This is a genomic window from Rhizobium sp. CIAT894 (genome assembly GCF_000172795.2).
In the GTDB taxonomy this organism is placed as follows: domain Bacteria; phylum Pseudomonadota; class Alphaproteobacteria; order Rhizobiales; family Rhizobiaceae; genus Rhizobium.
This window is the reverse complement of the sequence record NZ_CP020947.1, coordinates 883822-906671: the sequence shown is the minus strand read 5'-3', so window position 1 is coordinate 906671 and position 22850 is coordinate 883822. Positions and strand designations below refer to the sequence as shown.

The window sequence follows — 22850 nt, the reverse complement described above, 5'->3', positions numbered from 1 at the left end:
TTCTAATCCGTCATAGTGACGCTCACGATAAACAGGTGGAAATCGCATGGACGCCCTGAATCCGAATGCAAACAGCGGCTGGCGGCACGAACGCGGCGAGGCATCGCTATCGGATGTGTACCGCACCATCGGAACGGGGCGTCACAGTTCGGTATGGCGGCGGGCGGCGGCCTTCGCCGGGCCGGGCTACATGGTCGCCGTCGGCTATATGGACCCCGGCAACTGGGCGACCTCGCTCGCCGGCGGCTCGAAGTTCGGCTATGCGCTGCTGACCGTCGCCCTGCTTTCCAACCTGATGGCAATCGTGCTGCAATCGCTCTGCGCGCGCCTGGCGATCGCGTCCGGCCGCGATCTCGCACAGGCCTGCCGCGACGCCTTTCCGAAATGGGTCTCGGTGCCGCTCTGGGCCTTTGCCGAGATCGCCATCATCGCCACCGATATCGCCGAGGTGATCGGCACGGCGATCGGCCTCAACCTGTTGATGGGCATCCCGCTCGAACTCGGCGTGCTGATCACCGCGCTCGACGTCTTCGTCATCCTCTTCCTGCAGAAGCTCGGTTTCCGCTGGGTGGAAGCCTTCATCATCGCGCTGCTCGGCGTCATCGCGGTCTGCTTCGGCGTGCAGATCCTGCTTGCCGATCCGCAATGGGGCGCCGTGCTTACCGGCTTCTTCCCGACAACCGAGATCGTCACCAATCCGGAGATGCTCTACCTGGCGCTCGGCATTCTCGGCGCGACCGTCATGCCGCACAATCTCTACCTTCATTCCGGCATCGTGCAGACGCGGGCCTATGGCCATACCGTTCGTGAGAAGAAGGAGGCGCTGACTTTCGCGACGATCGACTCGACGGTGGCGCTGTGCTTCGCGCTGCTGATCAACGCCTCGATCCTGATCCTGGCGGCGGCCGCCTTCAATGCCCATGGCAAGACCGACGTCGTCGAACTCGGCGATGCCTATTCGCTGCTGTCGCCGCTGCTCGGTCTCGCCATCGCGCCGACGCTGTTCGGCATCGCGCTGCTGTGCTGCGGCCTGAACTCGACCGTCACCGCGACCCTTGCCGGCCAGATCGTCATGGAAGGCTTCCTCAAGATCAGGCTGAAGCCGTGGATGCGCCGGCTGATCACCCGCGCCATCGCCATCGTCCCGGCGGCGATCGTCACCATCTGGTATGGCGATAAGGGCACGGCCGAGCTTCTGATCCTCACACAAGTGGTGCTCAGCCTGCAGCTTTCCTTCGCCGTCTTCCCGCTTGTCATGTTCACCGCCAGCAAGGCCAAGATGGGCGAACTCGTAGCACCGCGCTGGCTGAGCGGCATCGCCTATCTGATCGCGGTCGTCATCGCCGGCCTGAACGTCAAGCTGCTGTTCGACTTCGTCACCGGCTAAAGCGATTCCAGGAAAAGTGTGAAGCGGTTTTCCGTCCGGAAATGCGGGAGGCCCTAAAGCCTGGCATAGGCCGCCCGGCCATTGTTGAAATCATCGACGAGAGGGGAGAACTTGTGGCTCCCCTCTTCGTGCATGATGAGGGCGGCGCGTAGCGAAAGCCGCGCCCGCGATCCCTTGATCGCGGTCACCAGGATACGAACGGCATTTTCACCCGGGCGCGGATGAATGGCGGTCACTTCGATGCCGCCGAAGCGCCGGCCGCAGGCGTCAACGATCTCGGCAATCGATTCCGGCCTGGCGATCAGCGACAATTGCCCGCCCGGGATCATGATCGCGCCCGCCGTGCGGATCCAGCTCTCGAACAGGCCGTCGGTCATCGCATGGGCTTCGGCCTTCAGCGCATCGGGCGTGCGCCGGTCGTCGGCATCGTTGAAGGGCGGGTTCATGATGACGTGGTGGAAACTCTCATCGATGAGGCCGGCATCGTTGCGCGCCTTGGCGGTCAGCGTCACATCGGCCTCGACGACACTGAGGCGGCCGGCGACATGGGCGTTTTCTGCCAGCAGGATGCTACGGCGGGCATAATCGGCCATCTCGGCCGAACGCTCGAACAGCACCACCTCGGCATCCGCAAGCCGCGAGGCGACGGCAAGGCCGGCAGCTCCCGCACCGGCGCCGAGATCGGCAACCCTGACCGGGCGCTCGTCGGCGACGAGGGCTGCCAGCAGCATCGCATCCATGCCGGAGCGATGGCCCCTGCCCTTCGGCTGCACCACATGAAAGGCGCCGCGGTGGAAGGCATCGACGGTGTCGGTGGGCTTTCCGGTCATCTCAGGCTCATTTCTTCTCGCGCAGCTCGCCGCCGAGACCGGCATCGATCAGGATGCGGCGCGCCTGATCGGCCATCTCCTCATCCACCAGCAGACGGCGCGGCAGCATGCCGAGCGAGCCCTCCAGCACGCTCATGCCCTGGTCGGCGATGAAGCAGTGAATTCCCGCGTCCTTCATCAAACTCTCGGCAAAGGAGAGCAGAACGGGGTCGTTGGCGCGGATAAGCTCATGCATTTGCCGTCGTTTTCCTTCCAATTTCGTTCAGCGCGACAATTCACCCCTTGCCGCGCCCATCGCCCCTTTCTATTGTCAGGTGCAATGAATGAACAGGAGTCCGGGTCGTTGGGCGTGGTCATACCGCTTGAAGAAAGCAAAAACAAACTGGCATCCATCAAGCCATTGGTCGATCTCACCAGGGCGGATATGGAGCGGGTGAACCAGCTCATTTTGTCCAAGGCCGGCTCCGACGTGCAGATGATCCCCGAGGTGGCGAACCATCTGATCTCGTCCGGCGGCAAGCGGCTGCGGCCGATGCTGACGCTGGCAGCCGCCGCGCTGTTCGACTACAGGGGCGAAAACCACGTCAAGCTGGCGACCTCGGTCGAATTCATGCATACCGCAACGCTGCTGCATGACGACGTCGTCGACGAAAGCGACCTGCGCCGCGGCAAATCGACGGCGCGGATGATCTGGGGCAACCAGGCAAGCGTGCTGGTCGGCGACTTCCTGCTCGGCCAGGCCTTCCGCATGATGGTCGAAGTCGGCTCGCTCGATGCGCTCGACGTGCTGTCCTCGGCCGCCTGCGTGATCGCCGAAGGCGAAGTGCTGCAGCTTTCCGTCGCCAAGAACATGGAGACGACGGAGGACGATTATCTCGCCGTCATCCGCGCCAAGACCGCAGCGCTCTTTGCCGCCGCCGCCGAAGTCGGGCCGATCGTCGCCGAGGCCGGCAAATCCGGCCGCAACGCGCTGAAGTCCTATGGCATGAATCTCGGGCTTGCCTTCCAGCTCGTCGACGACGCGCTCGACTATGGCGGCAAGGCGGCCGATCTCGGCAAGAATGTCGGCGACGATTTCCGCGAGGGCAAGATCACCCTGCCGGTCATTCTCGCCTATCGCCGCGGCACCGAGGACGAGCGCGCCTTCTGGCGCGATGCGATCGAAGCCGGCAACAGCACCGACGCCAACCTCGAAAAGGCGCTGGGGCTGATCACCAAATATGGCACGCTCAGCGATACGATCGGCCGCGCCGTGCATTACGGCACGATCGCCCGCGATGCGCTTGCACCGCTTCCCGATACGGCCTGGAAATCCGCCCTGATGGAAGTGATCGATTTCTGCATCGAGCGCGTCAACTGATCAAACGTCCTTGATTGCAGGCTGATTTTCTTGCGGCGCCGCTTCAAAAAAGCCATCCTGTTATGAATCAGTGATCGCAACTGATTTGCGACCGGCATCATCGCCGGAACGCTCTCGAAGAAAGGTTTCCCTAATGCGGCAGAGATTTGCCATCCGTCTTCTTACGAGCGCAGCACTGGCGGCTGTTCTTTCGCTCGGCGTCGCCGCCGGCGTGAACGCCGAGGATGCGGCCAAGACGGGCGATGTGGCGAAGACCGACAGCTTCGATGCAGACAGCGTCACCACGTTCTCCGGCGCCTTCCTCGCGGCGCGCACGGCCGATGTCGATCATGACTATGAAACGGCGATCGAACTCTACAAGAAGGCACTGCAGATCGAGCCCGGCAATCCGGAGATCCGCCAGCGGCTGATGATCTCGCTGCTGCTCAACGGCGACATCAAGGACGGCGTCAAATATGCCGACGACCTGAAGGGCGATCCTTCCGTCGAGCGCATCACCACGATCGTGCGCGGCATGGATGCCATGCGCCGCGACGACTATAAGTCCGCCGAAGCCATCCTCAAATACAAGGGGCCGAACGATCTCGACCGGATGATGAACGACCTGCTGCTCGCCTGGGCCCGCGTCGGCGCCGGCCGCGGCAAGGAAGCGCTCGCCATGGTCGAGAAGATGAAGGGGCCGGACTGGGTCCGCATCTTCCAGAATTACAATGCCGGGACGATCGCCATCGTTGCCGGCGACGTGAAATCCGCCCGCAAGCATCTGAACGATGCCGTGCTCGACAAGGAAGGGGGCGCGACGGCGCCTGACACCTTCATGCGCGCTGTCATGGCGCTTGCCCGCCTTGAAGCCCAGCAGGGCAACAAGCAGAAGGCGCTCGACGCCGTTTCCGTCGGCGACAATCTGCTGCCGAATTATGCGCCGCTGAACGCGTTGCGCGACAGCATCGAAAAGGACGAGAAGCAGGAGCAGCAGGTCAAGACCGCCGAAGAAGGTGCGGCCGGCGTGCTGTTTTCGGTCGGCGGCGCGCTGAACCGCGATGGTGCCGAGGATATCGTCTCGCTCTATTTGCAGACGGCCAATGCGCTCGATCCGAACAGCGCCGATACGCTGGTGCTGCTCGGCGGCATTGCCGAAAAGCAGAACCAGATGGATCGCGCCATCGCGCTCTACAAGAAGGTGCCGGAGAATTCGCCGATGCGGCGCATCTCCGAGCTGCAGCTCGGCCTTGCTCTTGCCCAGGGCGGCAAGGTGGACGAGGCGCGCAAGCACCTGCAGGCGCTGATCGCCTCCGATCCGAAGGACATCCGCAGCTATCTCGCCTATGGCAGCGTGCTCTCCGATGCCAAGGACTACGAGGCGATGGCCGCCAATTACGACAAGGCCGTCGAAGCGATCGGCCCCATTCCCGGCCGCGTCAACTGGAGCGTCTTCTTCCAGCGCGGCATCGCCTATGAGCGGCTGAAGAAGTGGGACCAGGCGGAGCCGAACTTCCGCAAGGCGCTGGAACTCAATCCCGACCAGCCGCAGGTGCTGAACTATCTCGGCTATTCCTGGATCGACATGAACCGCAATCTCGACGAAGGTCTCGGCATGATCAAGAAGGCCGTCGACCTTCGCCCTGACGACGGCTATATCATCGATTCGCTCGGCTGGGCCTATTTCCGCCTCAACCGCTTCGACGATGCCGTCGACGAATTGGAGCGGGCAGCCCAGATCAAGGCCGGCGACGCGACGATCAACGACCATCTCGGCGACGCCTACTGGCGCGTCGGCCGCAAGCTCGAGGCCGTTTATCAATGGAACCGGGCGCTGGCCTCCGAGCCGGAAGCCGCCGAAATCCCGAAGATCAAGGACAAGGTCGCCAACGGCCTGCCTCCTGTCAGCGACGATGCCAAAGCCGCCGACAAGAAGCAGCCGGACCCGGCACCGGTCACCCCGCCGCCGGTCGACAAGAAATCCTGACAGGCGGCAAACATGCCTGAAGAGGGCCTGGCCGAGGGTGAATCAAAGAAATAGAGCATGATGTCATCCGAAAACCGCTCACACTTTTCGGCATCATGCTTCGGCGTCACCGAAGAGGCACGCGCGAAGATCAACCTCGCTTTGCATGTGACGGGCCAGCGAGCCGATGGCTATCATCTGCTCGATATGCTGGTGACCTTTGCCGATTGCGGCGACCGGCTGAGCTTCCTGCCCGCGCAGGTCGATGCCTTCACCCTGTCGGGCCGGTTCGGCGAGACGCTTGCCGGCGACGGCGGCACCAATCTGGTGCTGCGGGCGCGTGATCTGTTGCGCGAGGTCGTGGGCGCCCTCGCCTTCCCCGTCCATATTCACTTGGAAAAGAACCTGCCTGTTGCCTCCGGCATCGGCGGCGGTTCGGCCGATGCGGCAGCGACGCTGCGCGGTCTGACGCGGCTCTGGGGCATGAGCCTGCCGGTGGAAACGGTGGCCGGTCTCGCGCTCAAGCTCGGCGCCGACGTGCCGATGTGCTTCGAGAGCCGGCCGCTGATTGCCCGCGGCATCGGCGAAAAGATCGAAGCCCTGCCGGATCTGCCCGGCTTTGCCATGGTGCTCGCCAATCCGCTGACGGGCGTCTCGACGCCGGAGGTTTTCCGGCGGCTGGCCACCAAGACCAATCCGGCTCTGAACCTGGCTGCTGATCTCGCTGGCACTGCCGGCTGGCTCGCCGCGATCGGCGGTGCCCGGAACGACCTGGAACCGCCGGCGCGCGAACTTGTCCCTGAGATTTCGGCGATCTCGGCGATGCTGCAAGCCGATGGCGCCCTGCTCACCCGCATGTCCGGCTCCGGCGCCACCTGTTTCGGGATCTTTTCGAGCATGGCGGCTGCGCAACAGGCGGCTGCAGCCCTTCACGACGCGCGGCCGGACTGGTATTTCCAGGCGACGGAAACGGTTTCGGGAGGCATGTGATGGCAGGTCTGGACGAAAAACGGCCCTTCATCGCCGTCGGCATTGCGATTCTCACAGTCTCGGATACGCGCACGCCGGAGACGGACAAGTCAGGCGACACGCTGGCGGCGCGGATCGTCGAGGCCGGCCACAGGCTGGTCGACCGGGCGATCGTGCCCGACGACCGGGAAAAAATCGCCGCACGGGTGAAGGCCTGGACCGAGCGCGATGAGATCGACGTCGTCATCACCACAGGCGGCACCGGCTTTACCGGCCGCGATGTGACGCCCGAGGCACTCGAGCCTTTGTTCGAAAAGCGCATGGACGGCTTTTCCGCCGTCTTTCACCGTATTTCCTATGAGAAGATCGGCACGGCGACGATCCAGTCGCGCACCACGGCGGGCGTTGCCAACGCCACCTTCATCTTTGCGCTGCCCGGCTCGCCCGGTGCCTGCCGAGATGCCTGGGACGGCATTCTGAAAGGGCAGCTCGATTACCGCAGCGTTCCCTGCAATTTCGTCGAGATCATGCCGCGTCTGGACGAGCACCTGAAACGCGGCGCCAAACCATAGGCTGCCTGCCGCCGGCATCGGCTATGTCGCAAGGCCAGGCAGAGCCGGCATTGTTTCCCAGCTGTCACCCGACAGCAGAATGCAGCTGATGCCGTGAACATCCGTGACCACGAGCGTCCAGGTGCCGCTTTCGGCGGCATAGACCTCGAGAACGGCGTTCTGGTTGACCAGTCCGACCGCTGTCAGCTTTTCAGCGAAGTTCCTGTCGAGGAAATTGACGACATCGGATCGGCCTGCGCAACTGAGCATCGTCTGGGATGCTGCCGAATGCGGATGCGCGATCACCAATGTCGGCAATATGACGGCCAGCAGGCCGTAGACCATATTGCGTACGCCGTAGATCCTACCGCGTGCGCCGTCGTTCCAACCGCGTGGCATGACGCACCTCCTTTCGCCGGGCCCCCGGCAGAAGAGGAGATTGTCGCCGACCTGTTCTGCCGTCCACCGGCATCCATGGCGATCCGTTACGAAGCGAGGCGCTTCGGCGGCGCCATGGCAGAATTATAGCGCGAAATTTGATTGGGCGCCATCTTTGTGCGATGGAGATCGGCGACTCGCCTCTTGGAGAAAACCCCTCCCCAACCCCTCCCCACAAGGGGGAGGGACTAAGCTGTGGTATCCGGCAGCGAGCAAAAGGCGAGGTCTTGCTGGCTGTTACCGTTCGACGGATTACGATGAAGGGTTACGCAAAGCGGTGCAGCAGGTTAGTCCCTCCCCCTTGTGGGGAGGGGTTGGGGAGGGGTTTTTAGGTGGTGGAAACCGGGCCAGTCGTGGATGACGGAGAGCCTACCGCGCAGCGCGCGCCACCCAAGAAGGAATCAATTCACTGGCGAGCTTGCGCGGCTTCTGGCCCTTGGCGAATTCGGCAAGCGCCATGCCGCTTTGGGCGGTGGCGACCGCCTGGTTCTTCGGCATCAGCAGACCGAGCTCCAGCGGCGGCGTCGCCCGGCCGACGCGCTGGAAAAACGGGCGCCGGTAGCCGCGCGAGGCGGTGAAGCGCGCCGGCAGCTTGTTGAGCGCCATATATTCGGCGATATCGTCGATCCAGCCGGCCTGAGGCCGGGCGCCCGGCTCGACGAAGAGCAGCCATTCGCCGCGGGCGGAGCGGACGATGTCCTTGATATCCCATTGCAAATGAAACCGGCAGCCGGCAGCGTCAGCGACCCGCGAGGTGCCGTCGCGCGAGCCGTGATCAAGCACGATCACATCGCTGACGAGCCCCTCCACGGCACCTGCCACCAATACCGATAGAGTCTGGGCCAGTTCAGATTCCTGATCCCGGCATTCGATAACAACCGTCAACATTGCTCATTCATAATGCGCCGCACAAATTTTTGCCAGCGGCGTTTTCCGCATTTTGTTCTTGCATTGTTCTTGTTTTGCAGATAGGAATTTAATCATCAAAACGGGCGGAAGCGATGGCTTTCCGCCACGGGAGTATCCGATGAGAGAGCAGTCCCTGGCAGGGCAGGCCGCATTCGCGCCTGCCAATACGGCAGATATTGCCGATGCGATGATCGTGTCCTCAGGCCTGAGAATCGAGGTCGACCGGCGGCGCGGGCGTGGTGCGGGACTGAACCCGACAGGCCGGTTCGAGGCGCTGCAGCGGGAGACGTTCGACGACGGCTGGCAGACACTGGAAGATCTGCCGCCGTTCAAGACGGACGTACAGATCGAGAAGCCGCGCACGGCCATCACCCGCAACGAATCGCCGGATATTTCCTTCGACCGCTCGATCAATCCCTATCGCGGCTGCGAGCATGGCTGCATCTATTGTTTCGCCCGGCCGACACACGCCTATATGGGACTTTCCGCCGGGCTCGATTTCGAGACGAAGCTGTTTGCCAAGCCGGATGCGGCAAAACTTTTGGAGCGGGAACTCGCCAAGCCTGGTTACAAGGTGCGGGTGATCGCGATCGGCACCAATACCGATCCCTATCAGCCGATCGAAAAGGAATGGCGCATCATGCGCGGCATTCTCGAAGTCCTGAACAAGGCGAACCATCCGGTATCGATCGTCACCAAGTCGGCGATGATCCTGCGCGATCTCGACATTCTGCAGGAGATGGCAGCGAAGAACCTGGTGCGCGTCGGCATCTCGGTGACGACGCTCGACCGCAAGCTTGCCCGGGCGATGGAGCCGCGCGCCGCCACGCCGCCGCGGCGGCTGGAGACGATCCATGCGCTCACCGAGGCCGGCATTCAGACGGCAGTGATGGCCGCACCGCTCATCCCAGCGCTGAACGATCACGAGTTGGAGCGCATCCTCGAATCGGCCAAGGCTGCCGGCGCCGCCGAGGCAAGCTATGTCATCCTCAGGCTCCCGCTCGAAGTCAGCCCGCTGTTTCGCGACTGGCTGCTGCAGCATTATCCCGATCGCTACCGGCATGTGATGTCGCTGGTGCGCTCGATGCGCGGCGGCAAGGATTACGATGCCGAATTCGGCAAGCGCATGAAGGGCGCCGGTCCCTATGCCTGGCAGATCGCCCGCCGCTTTGAGATGGCGGCGCGGCGTTTCGAGCTGACACGCCGCAGCATGCCACTGCGCGACGATCTGTTCGTGCCGCCCGACGGCAGCGGCGTACAGCTGTCGCTGCTCTGATTTTTGTCTGACGCAATTCTTGGCGAAAGAGCTTCGCGCTTTGCTTGGGGAAAGCCGCTTCGCACTTTTCCTGGAATTGCTTCTGCCTGTTACGCAATTCCGGACGGAAAACCGCTTCGCACTTTTCCTGGAATTGCTTCTACCTGTTACGCAATTCCGGACGGAAAACCGTTTCGCACTTTTCCTGGAATTGCTTGTAGCTTGCGCATCGACTGCTCAGAAAAACCGCCCTGTTTTCGAGCCCCGAGCGCAATTCCCGCGGATGGCCCTGACCGCCACCATCCGCCGGACCGGTCCCCGGCCGCCGCCCTGATCCGGGGACTTGCGGGAAATCGGGTTGGCGTGCGAGGTTCAGCCGCATGAAACCTCGTACGCCACCCGATTCTCCCCTGCTTTTCGACACGGTTCCGCTCGTGCCGGATTTCAAACTCGAGCTCAAAGCCCGCAAGGCCGGCCACTGGCCGGTCGCCGGCGCCGACGAAGCCGGCCGGGGGCCGCTGGCGGGACCTGTGGTTGCCGCCGCCGTCATCCTCGATCCCAAGCGCATCCCTGAGGGTCTGAACGATTCCAAGCAGCTTTCGGCGCAACGGCGCGAGGAACTGTTCCTGCAGATCCTGGCGACCGCCACCGTCTCGATTGCCTCTTCCAGCTCGACACGCATCGACGAGACGGATATCCGCAAGGCAAGCCTCGATGCCATGCGCCGGGCAATCTGCAGCCTTTCCGTTCCGGCAAGCTACGTGCTGACCGATGGGCTTGATGTGCCGCCCGGCCTCGATTGCCCCGGACAGGCGGTAGTCAAGGGCGATGCCCGCTCGGTCTCGATCGCCGCCGCCTCGATCGTCGCCAAGGTGACGCGCGACCGGATGATGGCGCGGGCGCACAATGTGTTTCCGGATTACGGTTTTGTCGCGCATATGGGCTACGGCACGGCGCAACACCGCGCCGGCATCGAAAAGCACGGCCCCTGCTCGCTGCACCGGATGAGTTTCAGGCCGCTGCGCAAGGTCGAGGACGGTCCCGAGATGGACGAGCTGATTTCGGAATAGTGCGCTTTTCAATAGAAACCGGGCATACCGAACGCAACGGGCTAAAGCGCGTCGCGATCTTTCAGATTCGCTCCTTGCGCTTTAGCTCTTTATTTCCTCGCATGTCGTTGCCGCAAGAACCGCTGCACAGTTTTGCGCGACATGCTTTAGGTTAAGGAAGTCGGCGCGTCTTGCTCCCTCTTCTCCCCAACGGGGAGAAGGTGGCCCGAAGGGTCGGATGAGGGGGCCTCACGGCAGAACATTTGTTGTTGTGCTGAGCGAAGCCGAAGGGCAATGAAAGCTCTACCGTGTGGCCCCCTCATCCGCCCTACGGGCACCTTCTCCCCGCTGGGGAGAAGAGGGAATCGAGACGTCGCGGCACCGCGTCATCAGCAAAAGAAAAGGCCGGGACATGCCCGGCCTTTTGCTTATTCCATGCGATACCGTCTCAGTTGAGCCGGGTCTTGACCTGGCCGATGGCATTGCCGAAGAGTTCGGACTGGACCTTGCCGTCCGCCTGCTTGGCGAGCACCGTTTCGGCGGCCGCGATTGCGAGATCGACGGCGGCGGAACGGACCGCCTTCATCGCCTCGGCCTCGGCCTGCTTGATCTTCTGCTCGGAAAGCGCCGTGCGGTTGGCGACGAATTCTTCCGTCTTCTTCTTCGCCTCGGCGGTCAGCATCTGGGCTTCACGCTCGGCAGCGGCAACGATGTGGGCGGCTTCCGCTTCCGCTTCCTTGCGCTTGCGCTGGTATTCGGCCAGCAGATGCTGGGCCTCTTCGCGCAGACGCTTGGCTTCGGCCAATTCGTTGCGGATCTGGTCGGCGCGGTCGTCGAGGGAGCGCGCCATCATGCCCGGAACCTTCAGGTAAACGACCAGCGCCAGGAAGAGGACGAGGCCGACAAAGGCGAAGAAAGTGGCGTCAAGGTGAAAAATATCCATCGATCAAGCCTCCTTCTTGGCGGCCGCGACGGCGGCGGCGACATCTGCCTGGGCAGCGGTGCCGCCGATCAGCTGTTCGACGACGGCAGCCGCCGTTTCCTCGGCAATGGTGCCGACGTCGGCGAAGGCCTTCGCCTTGATGTCGGCGATACGGACTTCGGCAGCCTTGATCTTTTCCGACAGGCTCGCCTCGACAGCGCGGCGATCCTCTTCGGCCTTGAGCTTGGCGGCATCGCGTGCAGCAGCGCCGATCGCATTCGACTTGGCGCGGGCAGCCGCCAGTTCGCCTTCATAGGTCTGGACGGCAGCGTCGGCTTCCGCCTTCAGGCGGCCGGCTTCTTCCAGATCCTGGGAGAGGCGCGTGTGGCGCTGATCGAGGATAGCCCCGATGCGCGGCGCGATGACCTTTTGCATAAGGAGGTAAAAGACGCTGAACGTAATCACCAGCCACAACAGCTGGGATGCGTAGGTCGTCGAATCGAAAGGCGGGAACGGGCCACGGGCGTGTTCGCCTTCGGCAACACCGGTCTCGGTATGGACCTCGCCTGCGGCCGGAGCGGCGTGCGCATCCGTGCCGGTCGCTGCCGCCGGCGCTTCTTCAGCGTAAGCCGGGGTCACAAAAAACATGCTCACCTCCAGGTGGACTGCAAATGCAAAGGATCACGGCGTGCGATCGCAGGCCGTGATCCATCTATTCGCCGATATCAGACGGCGAAGAGGAGGAGGAGAGCAACGAGCAGCGAGAAGATGCCCAGAGCTTCCGTAACGGCGAAGCCGAATACCAGACGGCCGAACTGGCTGTCAGCGGCAGACGGATTGCGCAGAGCGCCGGAGAGGTAGCTGCCGAAGATGTTGCCGAGGCCGAGAGCCGTACCGGCCATACCAAAGCAAGCCAGGCCTGCACCGATGAACTTTGCTGCTTCCGCTTCCATGTTGAACTCCTTTGAAATGGTTGTTGCGGCGAATGACTGACGCCCTGGAGACGTCGTTGTCGTTATCCTTAGTGCCCGCCCGGATGGATTGCGTCGTTGAGGTACATGCAAGTCAGCACCGCAAAGACGTAAGCCTGAAGGAAGGCGACGAGGAACTCGAGACCGGTCAGGGCGACGGTCATGATGAGGGGAAGAACTGCGCCGCCGACACCGACCGCACCGAGGGCTCCAAGCGAGGCGACGAAGCCTGCGAACACCTTCAGCGTGATGTGACCGGCGAGCATATTGGCGAAAAGACGAACGGAGAGCGAAATCGGACGGGACAGGAAGGAAATGATTTCGATCGTGACGACCAGCGGCAGCAATATGCCCGGCACGCCCGAGGGCACGAAGACATTCAGGAAGTGGAAGCCGTGCTTATAGAAACCGTAGACGAGAACCGTGCCGATCACGAGGATCGCCAGCGCGAAGGTGACGATGATCTGGCTGGTGATCGTGAAGAAATAAGGGAACATGCCGAGCAGGTTCGCCGTCAGCACGAACATGAAGAGCGAGAAGACCAGCGGGAAGAATTTCATCCCCTGCTTGCCCGCGCCTTCCTTCAGCATATTGGCGATGAATTCATAGGACATTTCGGCGACCGACTGCGAACGGCCCGGCACGATGGCGCGGTTCGAGGTCGCGAAATAGAGGAAGCCGGCGGCAACGGCTGCCGAAGCGGCCATGAAGAGCGATGCATTGGTGAACGAAAAATCAATTCCGCCGATTTCGATCGGCACAATCTTCTGGATCAGGAACTGATGAGTCGGATCGTTAGACACCGCTTGTTCTCTCTCTTTGGCCCGCAGGACGCGGGATCATTGCACTGGACCGGGAACCGGTCCTTATTTCTTGTCGTCATCAAGGGGATGGGCCACCACCCCCGCAGAACGCAGCACGTTCAGAACGCCGGCACAGAATCCGAGAAGCAGAAGAACAATCATCCCCCAAGGCGCAGTGCCAACAAAACGGTCGAGAACATAGCCGAGAACGGCACCGACGATGATCGCGGCAATGAACTCGCTGGAAAGCTTCATCGCCTGGGCATAACCTTTGCGGCTTACCTCGGCTCGAGCTTCGCTGGCCTCGTTCACTCCCGCCTCAGCGCGCTTGGTCGCGAGTTCCGCTCCCAGCTGCGCACGGCGCTTTTCAAGACTTTCCTCGCGGTCATCCGCCATGGATCTCTCCTCGCCTGCCCGTCGCCCGCACTCCCGCTACCCCGGTCATTCGGACCCCGGACGCGAAGGTTTGAAACCCTTCCGGCCCGTTCTGAAGTCGCGCGCAACATAGTTTTAGGGATTGGTATAGTCAAGGCGTAGACAGTTTCTGTCCAGCCAGAAAATAATCACGTCAAATCAAAGAGATAAGCTTAATTTTGGCCGATCGCTTAAATTCGATGGAAAGAATCCGCTTTTAAGCCCGGCAAATCGGCTTGCCCAAGCGATTTATCTCAGCTCCAGCCGCCGCCATAGGTGCGATAGAAGACGTGAAGACCGATGCGGCCGACCTTTTCCATGGTCTTTGCCCATTTCGGCCTGACATAGACGGCATGGTAGTGAGTCGCCGAGCCCACCTGCGGCAGCCAGATCTTGCCTGATGTCACCGCCATCGCCACATCGCGGGCCATCCGCCAGTGATATTCCGAGTTCACCCTGTCCTTGATGCTGTCGCAGGCGAAGGAAAACTGGCAGCGGTTGCGCCAGTCTTCGTTCTGGTAGACGACGCCGCAGATGGTTTTCGGATAGGCAGGGTTGCGGACGCGGTTGAGGATGACCTGGGCGACGGCCGCCTGGCCCTTTACCGATTCGCCGCGTGCCTCGAAATAGATGCCGGAGGCAAGGCATTGCTGCTCGCCGGCGGAAAAGACGCTGGGCGGCAGCACGCTTGCCGCCCAGGCGTGATCGCGCGGGCCGATCTCCGGAACGAAGCGGCCGCTGTCCGGCTCGGTCAGGATCGAATCGAAGGGCGACTGGCGGGAATAATCAGGGGCTGCCGGCCCATAGGCGGTGGCAAGGATATCGGCCTTATTGCTGGTGACGAGGCTTGCGAGCATTGCCGGCACGCCCCTATCGGTCGCGACAGGCTGCTTCTTATAGAAAGAAGTGGCGATCTCGATTTCCTTGCCCTGGATCTTCGGTTTGACGAAGGCCGACCTGTCCTTGAGATCGAAGCTCGGGGTGAAGAGCATCTTCGTGCGCTGGAGGATCGAGCCGGCAGAAAAGTCCTTCGGCGGCTGCATCTTCTCGACGGCGACGACGCGGCCCTTCTTGGTGCCGCGGTTGACGCGATCCTCGTCCGGCGTGTCCTCGCGGCCCTTGTCCTTGGCAGTGAAAGCAACCTTGCGGCCATCCGGCAGCACCATGCCGGCGCCTGGTGAGATCGAACCCGTTGCCGCCGGATCGGCAAAGGCTAGTTCGGCCTGATGGATCGAGCCGGCCGGCGAATTGGTCAGCACCATACGCCAGTTCTCCCCTTCCCGGTCGAGACCGGCGAGCATGGCGGCGAGATCGGCATGAGATGCGACGCTCGGGAAAATCAGCCAGCCGGCGAGCCCGAAGATAACAGGCGATACCCAGTTCTCGGGAAGAAGACGCAGCTTGCTACGGGGAGAGCTCTTTCGACGCAACACGAACTCCGGGCATGGGACGCGGAAACATTCCCCTATAAATCCCGCATTAACCTTGATGTCTGGTTAACGGGGCGTGCCGGAATGTGACCATGCGCGGTTTCGGATGTTCTGATGCTGGTGGTGTTCTCCTTGCGTATGGGCGGCGGTGCAACTCCCCGGTGACGGACCAAACAGCAACTTCGTCCAATCTCTTACTCTGGCTCGGGGGAAAGGGGACGAAGGCGCTACCGCAACTCCCTTCTCCCCAGCGGGGAGAAGATGCCGGCAGGCAGATGAGGGGGTGAGCGACGACAGGAGCGATGCACTGAGCGCAAGCGAAGAGCAATGAAGGGCGTGCCGTGTGGCCCCCTCATCCGACCCTTCGGGCCACCTTCTCCCCGCTGGGGAGAAGGGAACACTCAAATAATCACATGCGACCCCAGTTCCACCACGCGGTTGGCCGGCAGGCGGAAGTAATCCGAGGGGTTGGCGGCGGCATTGGCAAGCGCGATGTACAGCCGGTCCTGCCAGTAGGGCATGCCCGACTTGGCGTCCGGCACCAGCTTGCGGCGGCCGAGATAGAAGGAGGTCGACATGATGTCGAATTTCAGTCCGGTCTTGCGCAATGTCGCAAGCGCCTGTGAGACGTTCTGCGATTCCATGAAGCCGAACAGCAGTTCGACGCGGGAGAAACGCTCGGAAATCTGCTCGACTTTGTAGCGGTCCTGGCTCGGCACGCGCGGCTTGTTGACGGTGCGGATCGTCAGGATGACGTTGCGGTCGTGCAGCACGTGATTATGCTTGAGATTGTGCAGCAGGGCGGCGGGTGCGGATTCCGGATCGCTGGTCAGGAAGATCGCGGTGCCGGGAACCTGGGCCGGCGAATGTTCGCTCTTGCGCTCGATCGAGCTGACGAAGGAGGCGAGCGGAATGTCGGTGTGGCGGGTCTTTTCCATCAGGATCGCGGTGCCGCGACGCCAGGTCCACATGATGACGGTAAAGGCCGTGGCGATCAGGATCGGGATATAGCCGCCGTCGTGGATCTTCAGAAGGTTGGCGCCGAGGAAGATCACTTCGAGCATGACGAGCGGTGCGAGCGCGATCACAGCAACCGGCAGCGACCAGTTCCAGCGGGCGCGAACGAATTCGAAGGCCATGATCGAGGTGACGACCATGGCGCCGGTGACGGAGATACCATAGGCGGTCGCCAGCGCGTCCGACGTCTTGAAACTCAGGACCAGGAAGATGACGCCGATGAACAGCACGGCATTGACCGAGGGCACGAAGATCTGCCCGGTATTGGTTTCCGAGGTGAAGAGGATTTCCATGCGCGGCAGGAAGCCGAGGTTGATGCCCTGGCGCACCATCGAGAAAGCGCCTGTTATGACCGCCTGGCTGGCGATGATCGTCGCCGCGGTCGCCAGGATGACGACCGGCAGCAGCGCCCATTGCGGATACATCAGGTAGAAGGGATCCGACATCGTCTCCGGCTTGCCGAGCACGAGTGCGCCCTGCCCGAGATAGTTCAGCGTCAGCGACGGGAAGACCAGCAGGAACCAGGCCCACTGGATCGGGCGGCGGCCGAAGTGGCCGAGGTCGGCATAAAGCGCCTCCGCGCCCGTTACCGTCAGGAAGACGGCGCCGAGCACGACGACGCCGTAGAAGCCCTCATGCAGCAGGAAGCTGACGGCATAATAGGGATTGAAGGCGGCGAGGATGCCGAAATCGTCTGAAATATGCGAAATGCCGGCAGCAGCCATGACGAGGAACCAGACGGCGGTGATCGGGCCGAAGAATTTGGCGACGGCGCCGGTGCCGCGCGATTGCACGACGAAGAGCAGCGCCAGGATCACCACCGAGATCGGCACGATATATTCCGAGAGCCTGGGCGTGACGAGCTTCAGGCCTTCGACGGCCGACAGCACCGACAGGGCCGGCGTGATCATCGCATCGCCGAGGAAAAGCGCAGCCCCCAGGAGGCCGAGCAGCATCAGGATGGCGGTATGGCCGTTGGCAGTCTTCATCAGAAGAGCAAGCAGCGACAGCGTGCCGCCCTCGCCTTCGTTGTCGGCGCGCAGCAGGAAGAGCACGTATTTGATGGTGACGATGATCGTCAGCGCCCAGATCATCAGCGAGATCAGGCTGATGACCTCGAAACGGGTGAGGCCGTCATGAGCCACCGGCTTCAACGCCTCGCGAAAGGCATAGAGCGGGCTGGTACCGATATCGCCGTAAACGACACCGATGGAGCCCAGCGTCAGATAGAACAGCTTTTTCGGCGTCATCTGGGATTCGTTCGGATGGCTTTCTGCGGACATGAAGTTGCAACAGGCTCCTCAGAGCCAGCCTTTCCAGCGGAAAAAGAAAAAGGGGATGACGGCTGAGATCACCATCAGGGCCAGCGAATAGGGATAACCCGCGGCCCAGGCCAGCTCCGGCATGACCTGAAAATTCATACCATAGATGGAGGCGACCAATGTCGGCGGCAGGAACACCACCGAGGCGATCGAGAAAATCTTGATGATCGAGTTCTGCTCGATGTTGATCAGACCGAGCGAAGCGTCGAGCAGGAAGGTGATGTTGCCGGCGACGAAGGCGGCATGTTCCGACAGCGACTGGATATCGCGCGAGACGGTGCGGCAGAGATCCTTCGCTTCACGATCCTGCTGGATCGCCGGGGTCGTGTGAAAGAAGGTCAGCAGGCGGGAAAGCGAACCGAGACTGTCGCGCAGCTTGCTGATCATCCGGTGATGGCCGGCGATATCCCGCAGCTTCTCCTCGAGATAGTTCGAAGGCTTGCGCACCTTCTTTGCCCGGTCGCCGAAGACATGCATCGACAGGATGTCGATGCGCGAGACTGATATTTCGAGGAGTTCGGCGGTGCGGTCGACGATCGTCTCCAACAGCTTGGCGAGAAGGGCAGCGCCGCTGCGCCAGCTTTCCGGCAGCCGGTGAAGGGCGGCGATGAACAGCGCAAAGGATTTGGGATGGGCGTAGCGGATGGTGACCAGCCGGTTTCCGGCCAGGATGAAGGCGACATCGGTCAGCGTCGGCGCGTCGGTATCGGCCTTCCAGAGGAGCGAGGCGGTCATGAAGACGGCGTCGTTTTCGACGTAGAGACGGGCGGAAGGCTCGATATCCTTGAGGTCGTCACGGGTCGGAACCTCGATGCCGAGAACCTTCTCGACATAGAGCTCCTCGTCGCGGGTCGGCTCGATCATGTCGATCCACACCGCATCCTTGGGAAAGGATGCGGGATGCGACAGGTCGCGAATCTCGACCGACTTGCAATCGGAACAGTAGGCGGTGATCACCGGCAGCCTTTCCATGCGGCCGCCAGCGCGGCGCCGCGAGGGTCGCTCGTTCCAAGTCCAAACCGAAGCGGATCAAAAAAGTTCATACAACTCCGGCCGCATCCAACCTCAAAGGCCGGCATGCGCATCGTGCTCCACCGCATCGCAGCGACCAATCCTTCGATCGACAAGACAACTCCGAACTTGCAGGCGAGCCGAAATCTTCCACACGAAGACGACCGTCATTGAGCAACTGCAGCAAATGCCATCATGGCGCCGCGGCATATGAAGCAAAGCCGTGAAATAATCAAGACATCTTCCGTGAAGCGCGGCTTTTCACCACGTTTCCCCCACAATTTGGGGTATCCGCCGCGGTGATTCGCAGGCTGGCACGTTTCATGCGTATCGCCCGAACCGCGACTTCCGGGCGGCATGGGCTCTTTCTTAGATGCATGTCGTTATCCTGGAACCGCTGCACACTTCCAGGCGACATGCATTCTTTCTTCTCCAGGCGACATGCATTCTTTCTTCGATGCATGTCGTTATCCTGGAACCGCTGCACACTTCCAGGCGACATGCATTCTTTCTTCGATGCATGTCGTTATCCTGGAACCGCTGCACACTTCCAGGCGACATGCATTCTTTCTTCGATGCATGTCGTTATCCTGGAACCGCTGCACACTTCCAGGCGACATGCATTATTCGAAGACGATCGCCGGGGCAGCGCGCTGCGGCTGGCCACCGATCTGCTCCCAGACCTTGGCGGCAATGCCGCGATAGATGCCGGCGACGACGCCGTTCGGCTCGGAGGCGACGAGGGGCGTGCCGGCATCGGAGGTTTCGCGGATATTCATCGTCAGCGGCACTTCGCCGAGGAAGGGCACGCCGATGCGCTCGGCCTCCTTGCGGGCGCCGCCATGACCGAAGATGTCGTAGCGAGTGCCGGTATCCGGCGCGATGAAATAGCTCATATTCTCGACGATGCCGAGCACCGGCACTTCGACCTTGCGGAACATGTTGAGGCCCTTACGGGCATCGATCAGCGCGAGGTCCTGCGGCGTCGAGACGATGACGGCACCGGCAAGCGGCACCTGCTGGGCCATGGTCAGCTGCGCGTCGCCGGTGCCGGGCGGCATGTCGACGACGAGCACGTCGAGTTCACCCCAGGCGACTTCGCGCAGCATCTGTAGCAGGGCCGACTGGACCATCGGCCCGCGCCAGATCATCGCCGTCTCCTCGTCGACGAGGAAGCCCATCGACATGACCTTGAGGCCGTAATTCTCCATCGGATTGATGATGCGGCCGTCGATCTGCGTCGGACGGCCGGATATTTTCAACAGCCGCGGCATCGAGGGGCCGTAGATATCGGCGTCGAGAATGCCGACGCGAAGGCCGTTGGCGAGCAGCCCGAGCGCCAGGTTGACGGCGGTGGTCGACTTGCCGACCCCACCCTTGCCCGAGGCGACGGCGATGATGGCGCCGATACCGGGAACGCCGATCCTGCCTGTCCGCGGCGGCTGTTGCTGCGGCGCGTGTGCATGCGACCCGTGATCATGACCCCTGTGATCATGATCGGCGTGATCGTGGCCGGCATGGCCGTGCGGCGGGTTCGGCACCGGACGGGCAGCGGGAGCAGCGGCGGCCGCCTTCTTGTCTGCGGTCAGTGCGACGAGCGCGCCCTTGACGCCTGGCATCGCCTTGACGACGCGCTCGGCGGCAAGCCGCATCGGCTCCAGCTCCTTGGCGCGATCGGCCGGAACGGTGATGGAAAAATAAACCTTGCCGTCGGAGATGAAGACGTCGGAAACCATGCCGAGCTCGACGATATCGTGCTCGAGATCTGGTCCGCGCACGGTTTTCAGCGTTTCGAGAACCTGTTCCTTGGTGACGTCGGTCATTCCACCCTCACTGCATCTGTCGCAGACTACGGCGCCGCGCGTCCTTCAAGAGGCGCAAAGGACGCGGTAGCACTTTCAATTGCCCGCATGATTTTAACCCGATCGATTCCGATCAAGGCTGAAATCATGCAGTAGAGATAGTGGAGGCGGACGCCTTCGCCAAACGAAATCATCGTCGTGAAAATCGATTTGCCGGCTTGCAGAAAGCGGCGGCGAGGATCGGCAATCCGTTGCGGCCATCAAGTCCGCCGGGCTTTCGCCCTGATGGCCGCAACGGTCTCCCCGAGAACCGGCGCAATGCGGGCGAACTAGAGCAAGCCGACAAAAAGGCCAGCGAAAAATGACGGGGAAAGGCCAAACCGCCGGCAGCTGCGAACCAAGCGGTGCCAAAACGCAACAACTGCCGCCGACGCCGAAGGCCTGCAATAAAGCGGCTTCGGCGTCGGACGGCGGTGTGCCGGCCGCGCCATTTCCTGGCGCTGGTCAAGTCCCCTCTGGGCCTCTGTGAAAAGAGATGCAGAAAGCGTGCCAGACCGAAAATCGACGGAAATTCTGCAATGGCGGCCTCAGAACGACCCCAACGGCAAGGATCTGCCCAAGCGCTGGGCGCCCGGCGAAAGCCCGCCGCGGCTTTCTGCACCTTATTTGATCAGGCCGATCCGCAGCGCCTTGGCGACCGCCTGGGTGCGGTTGACCGTATCGAGCTTCTTGGTGGCGCGGTTCAGGTAATGATTGACCGTGTGCTCGGAGAGAGTGAGTATTTCAGCGATTTCCGCGCTGGTCTTGCCGGCCGCCGTCCAGTTGAGGCAATCGATCTCGCGATCGGTCAGTGTGTCGGTAATGCGCGCATCGAGGTTGCGGATCTCGGCGAGCCTGTCATAGACATGGACGGCGATGTAGCAGAGTTCACGCATCTCCGCCGGGCTGAAGGTTTCGCGGTCGCCGGAGAAAGACACGGCGCCGCGCAGGCCGGATGGTTCATGCGTCGGAAAATAGGCGCCGCGCATCATCCTGAAACGCTCGAACAGCGCGGTGACGAGGACCGACTTGCCGTCGTCCCGCGACCAGTTGTCGCGCGACATGTCGTAGGAGAAGGGCCGCGCCGATGTTCTGAGCCGCCGGAGAACCGGGCTGTTCACCAGCAGTCCTTCCTGGTCGTAAAGTGCCAGAAGCTCGGCCGGCCAGCTGGTGATGACGGTGCTGCCCTGGATATCCAGGGAGGTGATCGGCGGCAGATTGAGAACCATGAAGGCACGGCTGCGATAGGCTTCCGTCACGCGTTTCAGGAAACGGAAAATATCGAACTGGGTCTTCAGACCCGCTATCTCCTTGAGATAATCATCTTCTTCCGGGGATGTTTGCGACAAGGGTGCCATCACATTTCTTCATCTTCAGCACAGCGGCCGGTTCGATTGCATCGGGGAATGACGATCGCTGATCGGATCAAATGGAGCCGGCCTCGGCGTGCAGCGTTCGGCCGGTGAGTGGTTGTCGATTTCGAGGACTATTTACAGTTGTCGTGATTCGCCGGCAAATCTCAATATCGCCCTCATCATAAGCATGCTCTCCGAATCGCGTTCGGCAAGGGGGCGGATAGCCAATTTTCCATCAGCGGCGCGGGCCGAGGCGGATGCGCATGCCTTCCATGATCTGCAAAGCTGCCCGCTGAACCGGAACGGCCCATTGGCGCAGAAGTTCCATCGACAGGCGATAGGCCGGGCCGGTGATCGAAATGCCGCCGATGAAAGTCCGATCCTCCGACCAGACGGGCGCGGCCACACAGCGGATACCGGCCTCGTGCTCCTCGCGGTCAAAGGCATAGCCCTCAACGGCGATTTCGCGGATTTCGGCAAGCAGCGTATCGGCCGAGACATGGGTCGAGGCGGTAAAGCGGGTGAAACTCAGACCGGCGAGGAGATCGGCAAGGCGATCGGCCGGAAGCAGCGAAAGGGCGGCCTTGCCGACGCCGGTACAGTAGCAGGGCGAGGCATTGCCGATCTGCGAATACATGCGCACCGGCTGACGACCGTCGACCTTGTCGAGATAGATGATCGACTGGCCCCTGAGAACGCCGAGATGCACCGTCTCGCCGGTCGCCTGCTGCAGATCGGCAAGGTGCGGTTCGGCAATCAGGCGAAATTCGTTGCGCGCCCAGCTGCGCGCGGCAAAATCGAGCAGGCGCAGGCCCGGCGCATAACGGCCGTCGCCGTCCAGCTCGAGCAGCCCCTCCTCCACCAAGTGGCTCAGCTGGCGGTGCAATGTGCCACGCGGCTGGCCGGCAAGGGCCAGGATATCGGTGAAACGCAGCGGGCCATCCGCGTGGGTGACGAGGTCGAGCAGAACCATGAGTTTGCCGAGCGTGCCGGTCTCGCGTGCCTGCGCCATGCCGTCGCCGTTTGAATTCATCGCGCCATCCACCTTGACAGAAAGGCCAGCATAATCGG

Annotated in this window: 23 protein-coding genes; 8 read left to right on the top strand and 15 right to left on the bottom strand. The window is 62.0% G+C overall.

Going from position 1 to position 22850, the window contains the following annotated elements; all coding sequences use genetic code 11:
* Positions 1–46: 46 nt before the first annotated feature.
* Positions 47–1387: an Nramp family divalent metal transporter gene (locus RHEC894_RS04425; protein ID WP_085736406.1), complete on the top strand. Its 1341-nt coding sequence runs from the start codon at positions 47–49 to the stop codon at positions 1385–1387.
* Between the two features lie 53 nt (positions 1388–1440).
* Here the strand turns inward: RHEC894_RS04425 and RHEC894_RS04420 are convergent, their stop codons facing one another.
* Positions 1441–2217: a methyltransferase gene (locus tag RHEC894_RS04420; RefSeq protein ID WP_085736405.1), complete on the bottom strand. Its 777-nt coding sequence runs from the start codon at positions 2215–2217 to the stop codon at positions 1441–1443.
* A 7-nt stretch (positions 2218–2224) separates the two neighbouring features.
* On the bottom strand, positions 2225–2452 hold the full coding sequence (locus RHEC894_RS04415; RefSeq protein WP_085736404.1) for a DUF2007 domain-containing protein: 228 nt from the start codon (positions 2450–2452) through the stop codon (positions 2225–2227).
* Positions 2453–2560: 108 nt separating this feature from the next.
* Between RHEC894_RS04415 and RHEC894_RS04410 the strand changes: the two genes are divergently transcribed.
* The 4 genes from RHEC894_RS04410 to moaB all read left to right on the top strand — a co-directional run bounded on the left by RHEC894_RS04410 (position 2561) and on the right by moaB (position 7063).
* Positions 2561–3577, top strand: coding sequence for a polyprenyl synthetase family protein (locus RHEC894_RS04410; RefSeq protein WP_085736403.1), 1017 nt, complete (start codon positions 2561–2563; stop codon positions 3575–3577).
* Positions 3578–3710: 133 nt separating this feature from the next.
* Positions 3711–5543: a tetratricopeptide repeat protein gene (locus tag RHEC894_RS04405; protein ID WP_085736402.1), complete on the top strand. Its 1833-nt coding sequence runs from the start codon at positions 3711–3713 to the stop codon at positions 5541–5543.
* Between the two features lie 57 nt (positions 5544–5600).
* Positions 5601–6512: a 4-(cytidine 5'-diphospho)-2-C-methyl-D-erythritol kinase gene (locus RHEC894_RS04400; RefSeq protein ID WP_010069172.1), complete on the top strand. Its 912-nt coding sequence runs from the start codon at positions 5601–5603 to the stop codon at positions 6510–6512.
* Entirely contained in the window at positions 6512–7063 is a 552-nt protein-coding gene (moaB, locus tag RHEC894_RS04395) for a molybdenum cofactor biosynthesis protein B (protein WP_010069173.1), read from the top strand. The genes RHEC894_RS04400 and moaB overlap by 1 nt, the downstream gene beginning before the upstream one ends.
* A gap of 21 nt (positions 7064–7084) precedes the next feature.
* Here the strand turns inward: moaB and RHEC894_RS04390 are convergent, their stop codons facing one another.
* Together RHEC894_RS04390 and RHEC894_RS04385 are read right to left on the bottom strand one after the other, a co-directional pair.
* Positions 7085–7441, bottom strand: a complete 357-nt coding sequence (locus RHEC894_RS04390) for a hypothetical protein (RefSeq protein ID WP_085736401.1) — start codon at positions 7439–7441, stop codon at positions 7085–7087.
* Positions 7442–7849: 408 nt separating this feature from the next.
* On the bottom strand, positions 7850–8368 hold the full coding sequence (locus RHEC894_RS04385) for a glycosyl transferase (RefSeq protein ID WP_085736400.1): 519 nt from the start codon (positions 8366–8368) through the stop codon (positions 7850–7852).
* Between the two features lie 139 nt (positions 8369–8507).
* Here RHEC894_RS04385 and RHEC894_RS04380 point away from each other — a divergent pair, with 139 nt between their 5' ends.
* Together RHEC894_RS04380 and RHEC894_RS04370 are read left to right on the top strand one after the other, a co-directional pair.
* On the top strand, positions 8508–9665 hold the full coding sequence (locus RHEC894_RS04380) for a PA0069 family radical SAM protein (RefSeq protein WP_085736399.1): 1158 nt from the start codon (positions 8508–8510) through the stop codon (positions 9663–9665).
* A gap of 359 nt (positions 9666–10024) precedes the next feature.
* Positions 10025–10714 carry a ribonuclease HII gene (locus RHEC894_RS04370; protein WP_085736398.1) on the top strand — a complete coding sequence of 230 codons (690 nt, stop codon included), beginning with the start codon at positions 10025–10027 and terminating at the stop codon, positions 10712–10714.
* 427 nt (positions 10715–11141) lie between these two features.
* Here the strand turns inward: RHEC894_RS04370 and RHEC894_RS04365 are convergent, their stop codons facing one another.
* The 9 genes from RHEC894_RS04365 to RHEC894_RS04320 form a co-directional block, all read right to left on the bottom strand.
* Complete coding sequence (locus RHEC894_RS04365) at positions 11142–11636, bottom strand: F0F1 ATP synthase subunit B (protein ID WP_085736397.1); 495 nt, start codon at positions 11634–11636, stop codon at positions 11142–11144.
* A 3-nt stretch (positions 11637–11639) separates the two neighbouring features.
* Positions 11640–12263, bottom strand: a complete 624-nt coding sequence (locus RHEC894_RS04360) for a F0F1 ATP synthase subunit B (RefSeq protein ID WP_012556745.1) — start codon at positions 12261–12263, stop codon at positions 11640–11642.
* A gap of 77 nt (positions 12264–12340) precedes the next feature.
* On the bottom strand, positions 12341–12568 hold the full coding sequence (locus RHEC894_RS04355; RefSeq protein WP_003588243.1) for a F0F1 ATP synthase subunit C: 228 nt from the start codon (positions 12566–12568) through the stop codon (positions 12341–12343).
* A 68-nt stretch (positions 12569–12636) separates the two neighbouring features.
* Positions 12637–13389 carry a F0F1 ATP synthase subunit A gene (locus RHEC894_RS04350; RefSeq protein ID WP_085736396.1) on the bottom strand — a complete coding sequence of 251 codons (753 nt, stop codon included), beginning with the start codon at positions 13387–13389 and terminating at the stop codon, positions 12637–12639.
* 63 nt (positions 13390–13452) lie between these two features.
* Positions 13453–13785, bottom strand: a complete 333-nt coding sequence (locus RHEC894_RS04345) for an AtpZ/AtpI family protein (protein ID WP_010065777.1) — start codon at positions 13783–13785, stop codon at positions 13453–13455.
* A 272-nt stretch (positions 13786–14057) separates the two neighbouring features.
* Positions 14058–15233: a cell wall hydrolase gene (locus RHEC894_RS04340; RefSeq protein ID WP_085736395.1), complete on the bottom strand. Its 1176-nt coding sequence runs from the start codon at positions 15231–15233 to the stop codon at positions 14058–14060.
* Positions 15234–15634: 401 nt separating this feature from the next.
* Complete coding sequence (locus RHEC894_RS04335) at positions 15635–17533, bottom strand: potassium transporter Kup (protein ID WP_085736394.1); 1899 nt, start codon at positions 17531–17533, stop codon at positions 15635–15637.
* An 18-nt stretch (positions 17534–17551) separates the two neighbouring features.
* On the bottom strand, positions 17552–18529 hold the full coding sequence (locus RHEC894_RS04330; protein WP_085738851.1) for a magnesium transporter CorA family protein: 978 nt from the start codon (positions 18527–18529) through the stop codon (positions 17552–17554).
* A gap of 677 nt (positions 18530–19206) precedes the next feature.
* A complete protein-coding gene (locus tag RHEC894_RS04320; protein WP_085736393.1) occupies positions 19207–20406 on the bottom strand; it encodes an Mrp/NBP35 family ATP-binding protein in 1200 nt (399 codons plus the stop codon).
* Between the two features lie 140 nt (positions 20407–20546).
* Here RHEC894_RS04320 and RHEC894_RS04315 point away from each other — a divergent pair, with 140 nt between their 5' ends.
* Positions 20547–20750 carry a hypothetical protein gene (locus RHEC894_RS04315; RefSeq protein ID WP_085736392.1) on the top strand — a complete coding sequence of 68 codons (204 nt, stop codon included), beginning with the start codon at positions 20547–20549 and terminating at the stop codon, positions 20748–20750.
* A 297-nt stretch (positions 20751–21047) separates the two neighbouring features.
* Here RHEC894_RS04315 and RHEC894_RS04310 read toward each other — a convergent pair whose 3' ends face one another.
* Both RHEC894_RS04310 and RHEC894_RS04305 read right to left on the bottom strand, forming a co-directional pair.
* Positions 21048–21782 carry a LuxR family transcriptional regulator gene (locus tag RHEC894_RS04310; RefSeq protein ID WP_010068032.1) on the bottom strand — a complete coding sequence of 245 codons (735 nt, stop codon included), beginning with the start codon at positions 21780–21782 and terminating at the stop codon, positions 21048–21050.
* A 232-nt stretch (positions 21783–22014) separates the two neighbouring features.
* On the bottom strand, positions 22015–22812 hold the full coding sequence (locus RHEC894_RS04305; RefSeq protein ID WP_085738850.1) for an IclR family transcriptional regulator: 798 nt from the start codon (positions 22810–22812) through the stop codon (positions 22015–22017).
* Positions 22813–22850: the final 38 nt, after the last annotated feature.

Excerpts from the sequence above, each read along its gene's own strand:
- RHEC894_RS04425 (WP_085736406.1), top strand. The coding sequence starts at position 47 with ATGGACGCCCTGAATCCGAATGCAAACAGCGGCTGGCGGCACGAACGC.
- RHEC894_RS04420 (WP_085736405.1), bottom strand. The coding sequence starts at position 2,217 with ATGACCGGAAAGCCCACCGACACCGTCGATGCCTTCCACCGCGGCGCC.
- RHEC894_RS04415 (WP_085736404.1), bottom strand. The coding sequence starts at position 2,452 with ATGCATGAGCTTATCCGCGCCAACGACCCCGTTCTGCTCTCCTTTGCC.
- RHEC894_RS04405 (WP_085736402.1), top strand. The coding sequence starts at position 3,711 with ATGCGGCAGAGATTTGCCATCCGTCTTCTTACGAGCGCAGCACTGGCG.
- RHEC894_RS04400 (WP_010069172.1), top strand. The coding sequence starts at position 5,601 with ATGATGTCATCCGAAAACCGCTCACACTTTTCGGCATCATGCTTCGGC.
- moaB (WP_010069173.1), top strand. The coding sequence starts at position 6,512 with ATGGCAGGTCTGGACGAAAAACGGCCCTTCATCGCCGTCGGCATTGCG.
- RHEC894_RS04390 (WP_085736401.1), bottom strand. The coding sequence starts at position 7,441 with ATGCCACGCGGTTGGAACGACGGCGCACGCGGTAGGATCTACGGCGTA.
- RHEC894_RS04385 (WP_085736400.1), bottom strand. The coding sequence starts at position 8,368 with ATGTTGACGGTTGTTATCGAATGCCGGGATCAGGAATCTGAACTGGCC.
- RHEC894_RS04380 (WP_085736399.1), top strand. The coding sequence starts at position 8,508 with ATGAGAGAGCAGTCCCTGGCAGGGCAGGCCGCATTCGCGCCTGCCAAT.
- RHEC894_RS04370 (WP_085736398.1), top strand. The coding sequence starts at position 10,025 with ATGAAACCTCGTACGCCACCCGATTCTCCCCTGCTTTTCGACACGGTT.
- RHEC894_RS04365 (WP_085736397.1), bottom strand. The coding sequence starts at position 11,636 with ATGGATATTTTTCACCTTGACGCCACTTTCTTCGCCTTTGTCGGCCTC.
- RHEC894_RS04360 (WP_012556745.1), bottom strand. The coding sequence starts at position 12,263 with ATGTTTTTTGTGACCCCGGCTTACGCTGAAGAAGCGCCGGCGGCAGCG.
- RHEC894_RS04355 (WP_003588243.1), bottom strand. The coding sequence starts at position 12,568 with ATGGAAGCGGAAGCAGCAAAGTTCATCGGTGCAGGCCTGGCTTGCTTT.
- RHEC894_RS04345 (WP_010065777.1), bottom strand. The coding sequence starts at position 13,785 with ATGGCGGATGACCGCGAGGAAAGTCTTGAAAAGCGCCGTGCGCAGCTG.
- RHEC894_RS04335 (WP_085736394.1), bottom strand. The coding sequence starts at position 17,533 with ATGTCCGCAGAAAGCCATCCGAACGAATCCCAGATGACGCCGAAAAAG.
- RHEC894_RS04320 (WP_085736393.1), bottom strand. The coding sequence starts at position 20,406 with ATGACCGACGTCACCAAGGAACAGGTTCTCGAAACGCTGAAAACCGTG.
- RHEC894_RS04310 (WP_010068032.1), bottom strand. The coding sequence starts at position 21,782 with ATGGCACCCTTGTCGCAAACATCCCCGGAAGAAGATGATTATCTCAAG.
- RHEC894_RS04305 (WP_085738850.1), bottom strand. The coding sequence starts at position 22,812 with ATGAATTCAAACGGCGACGGCATGGCGCAGGCACGCGAGACCGGCACG.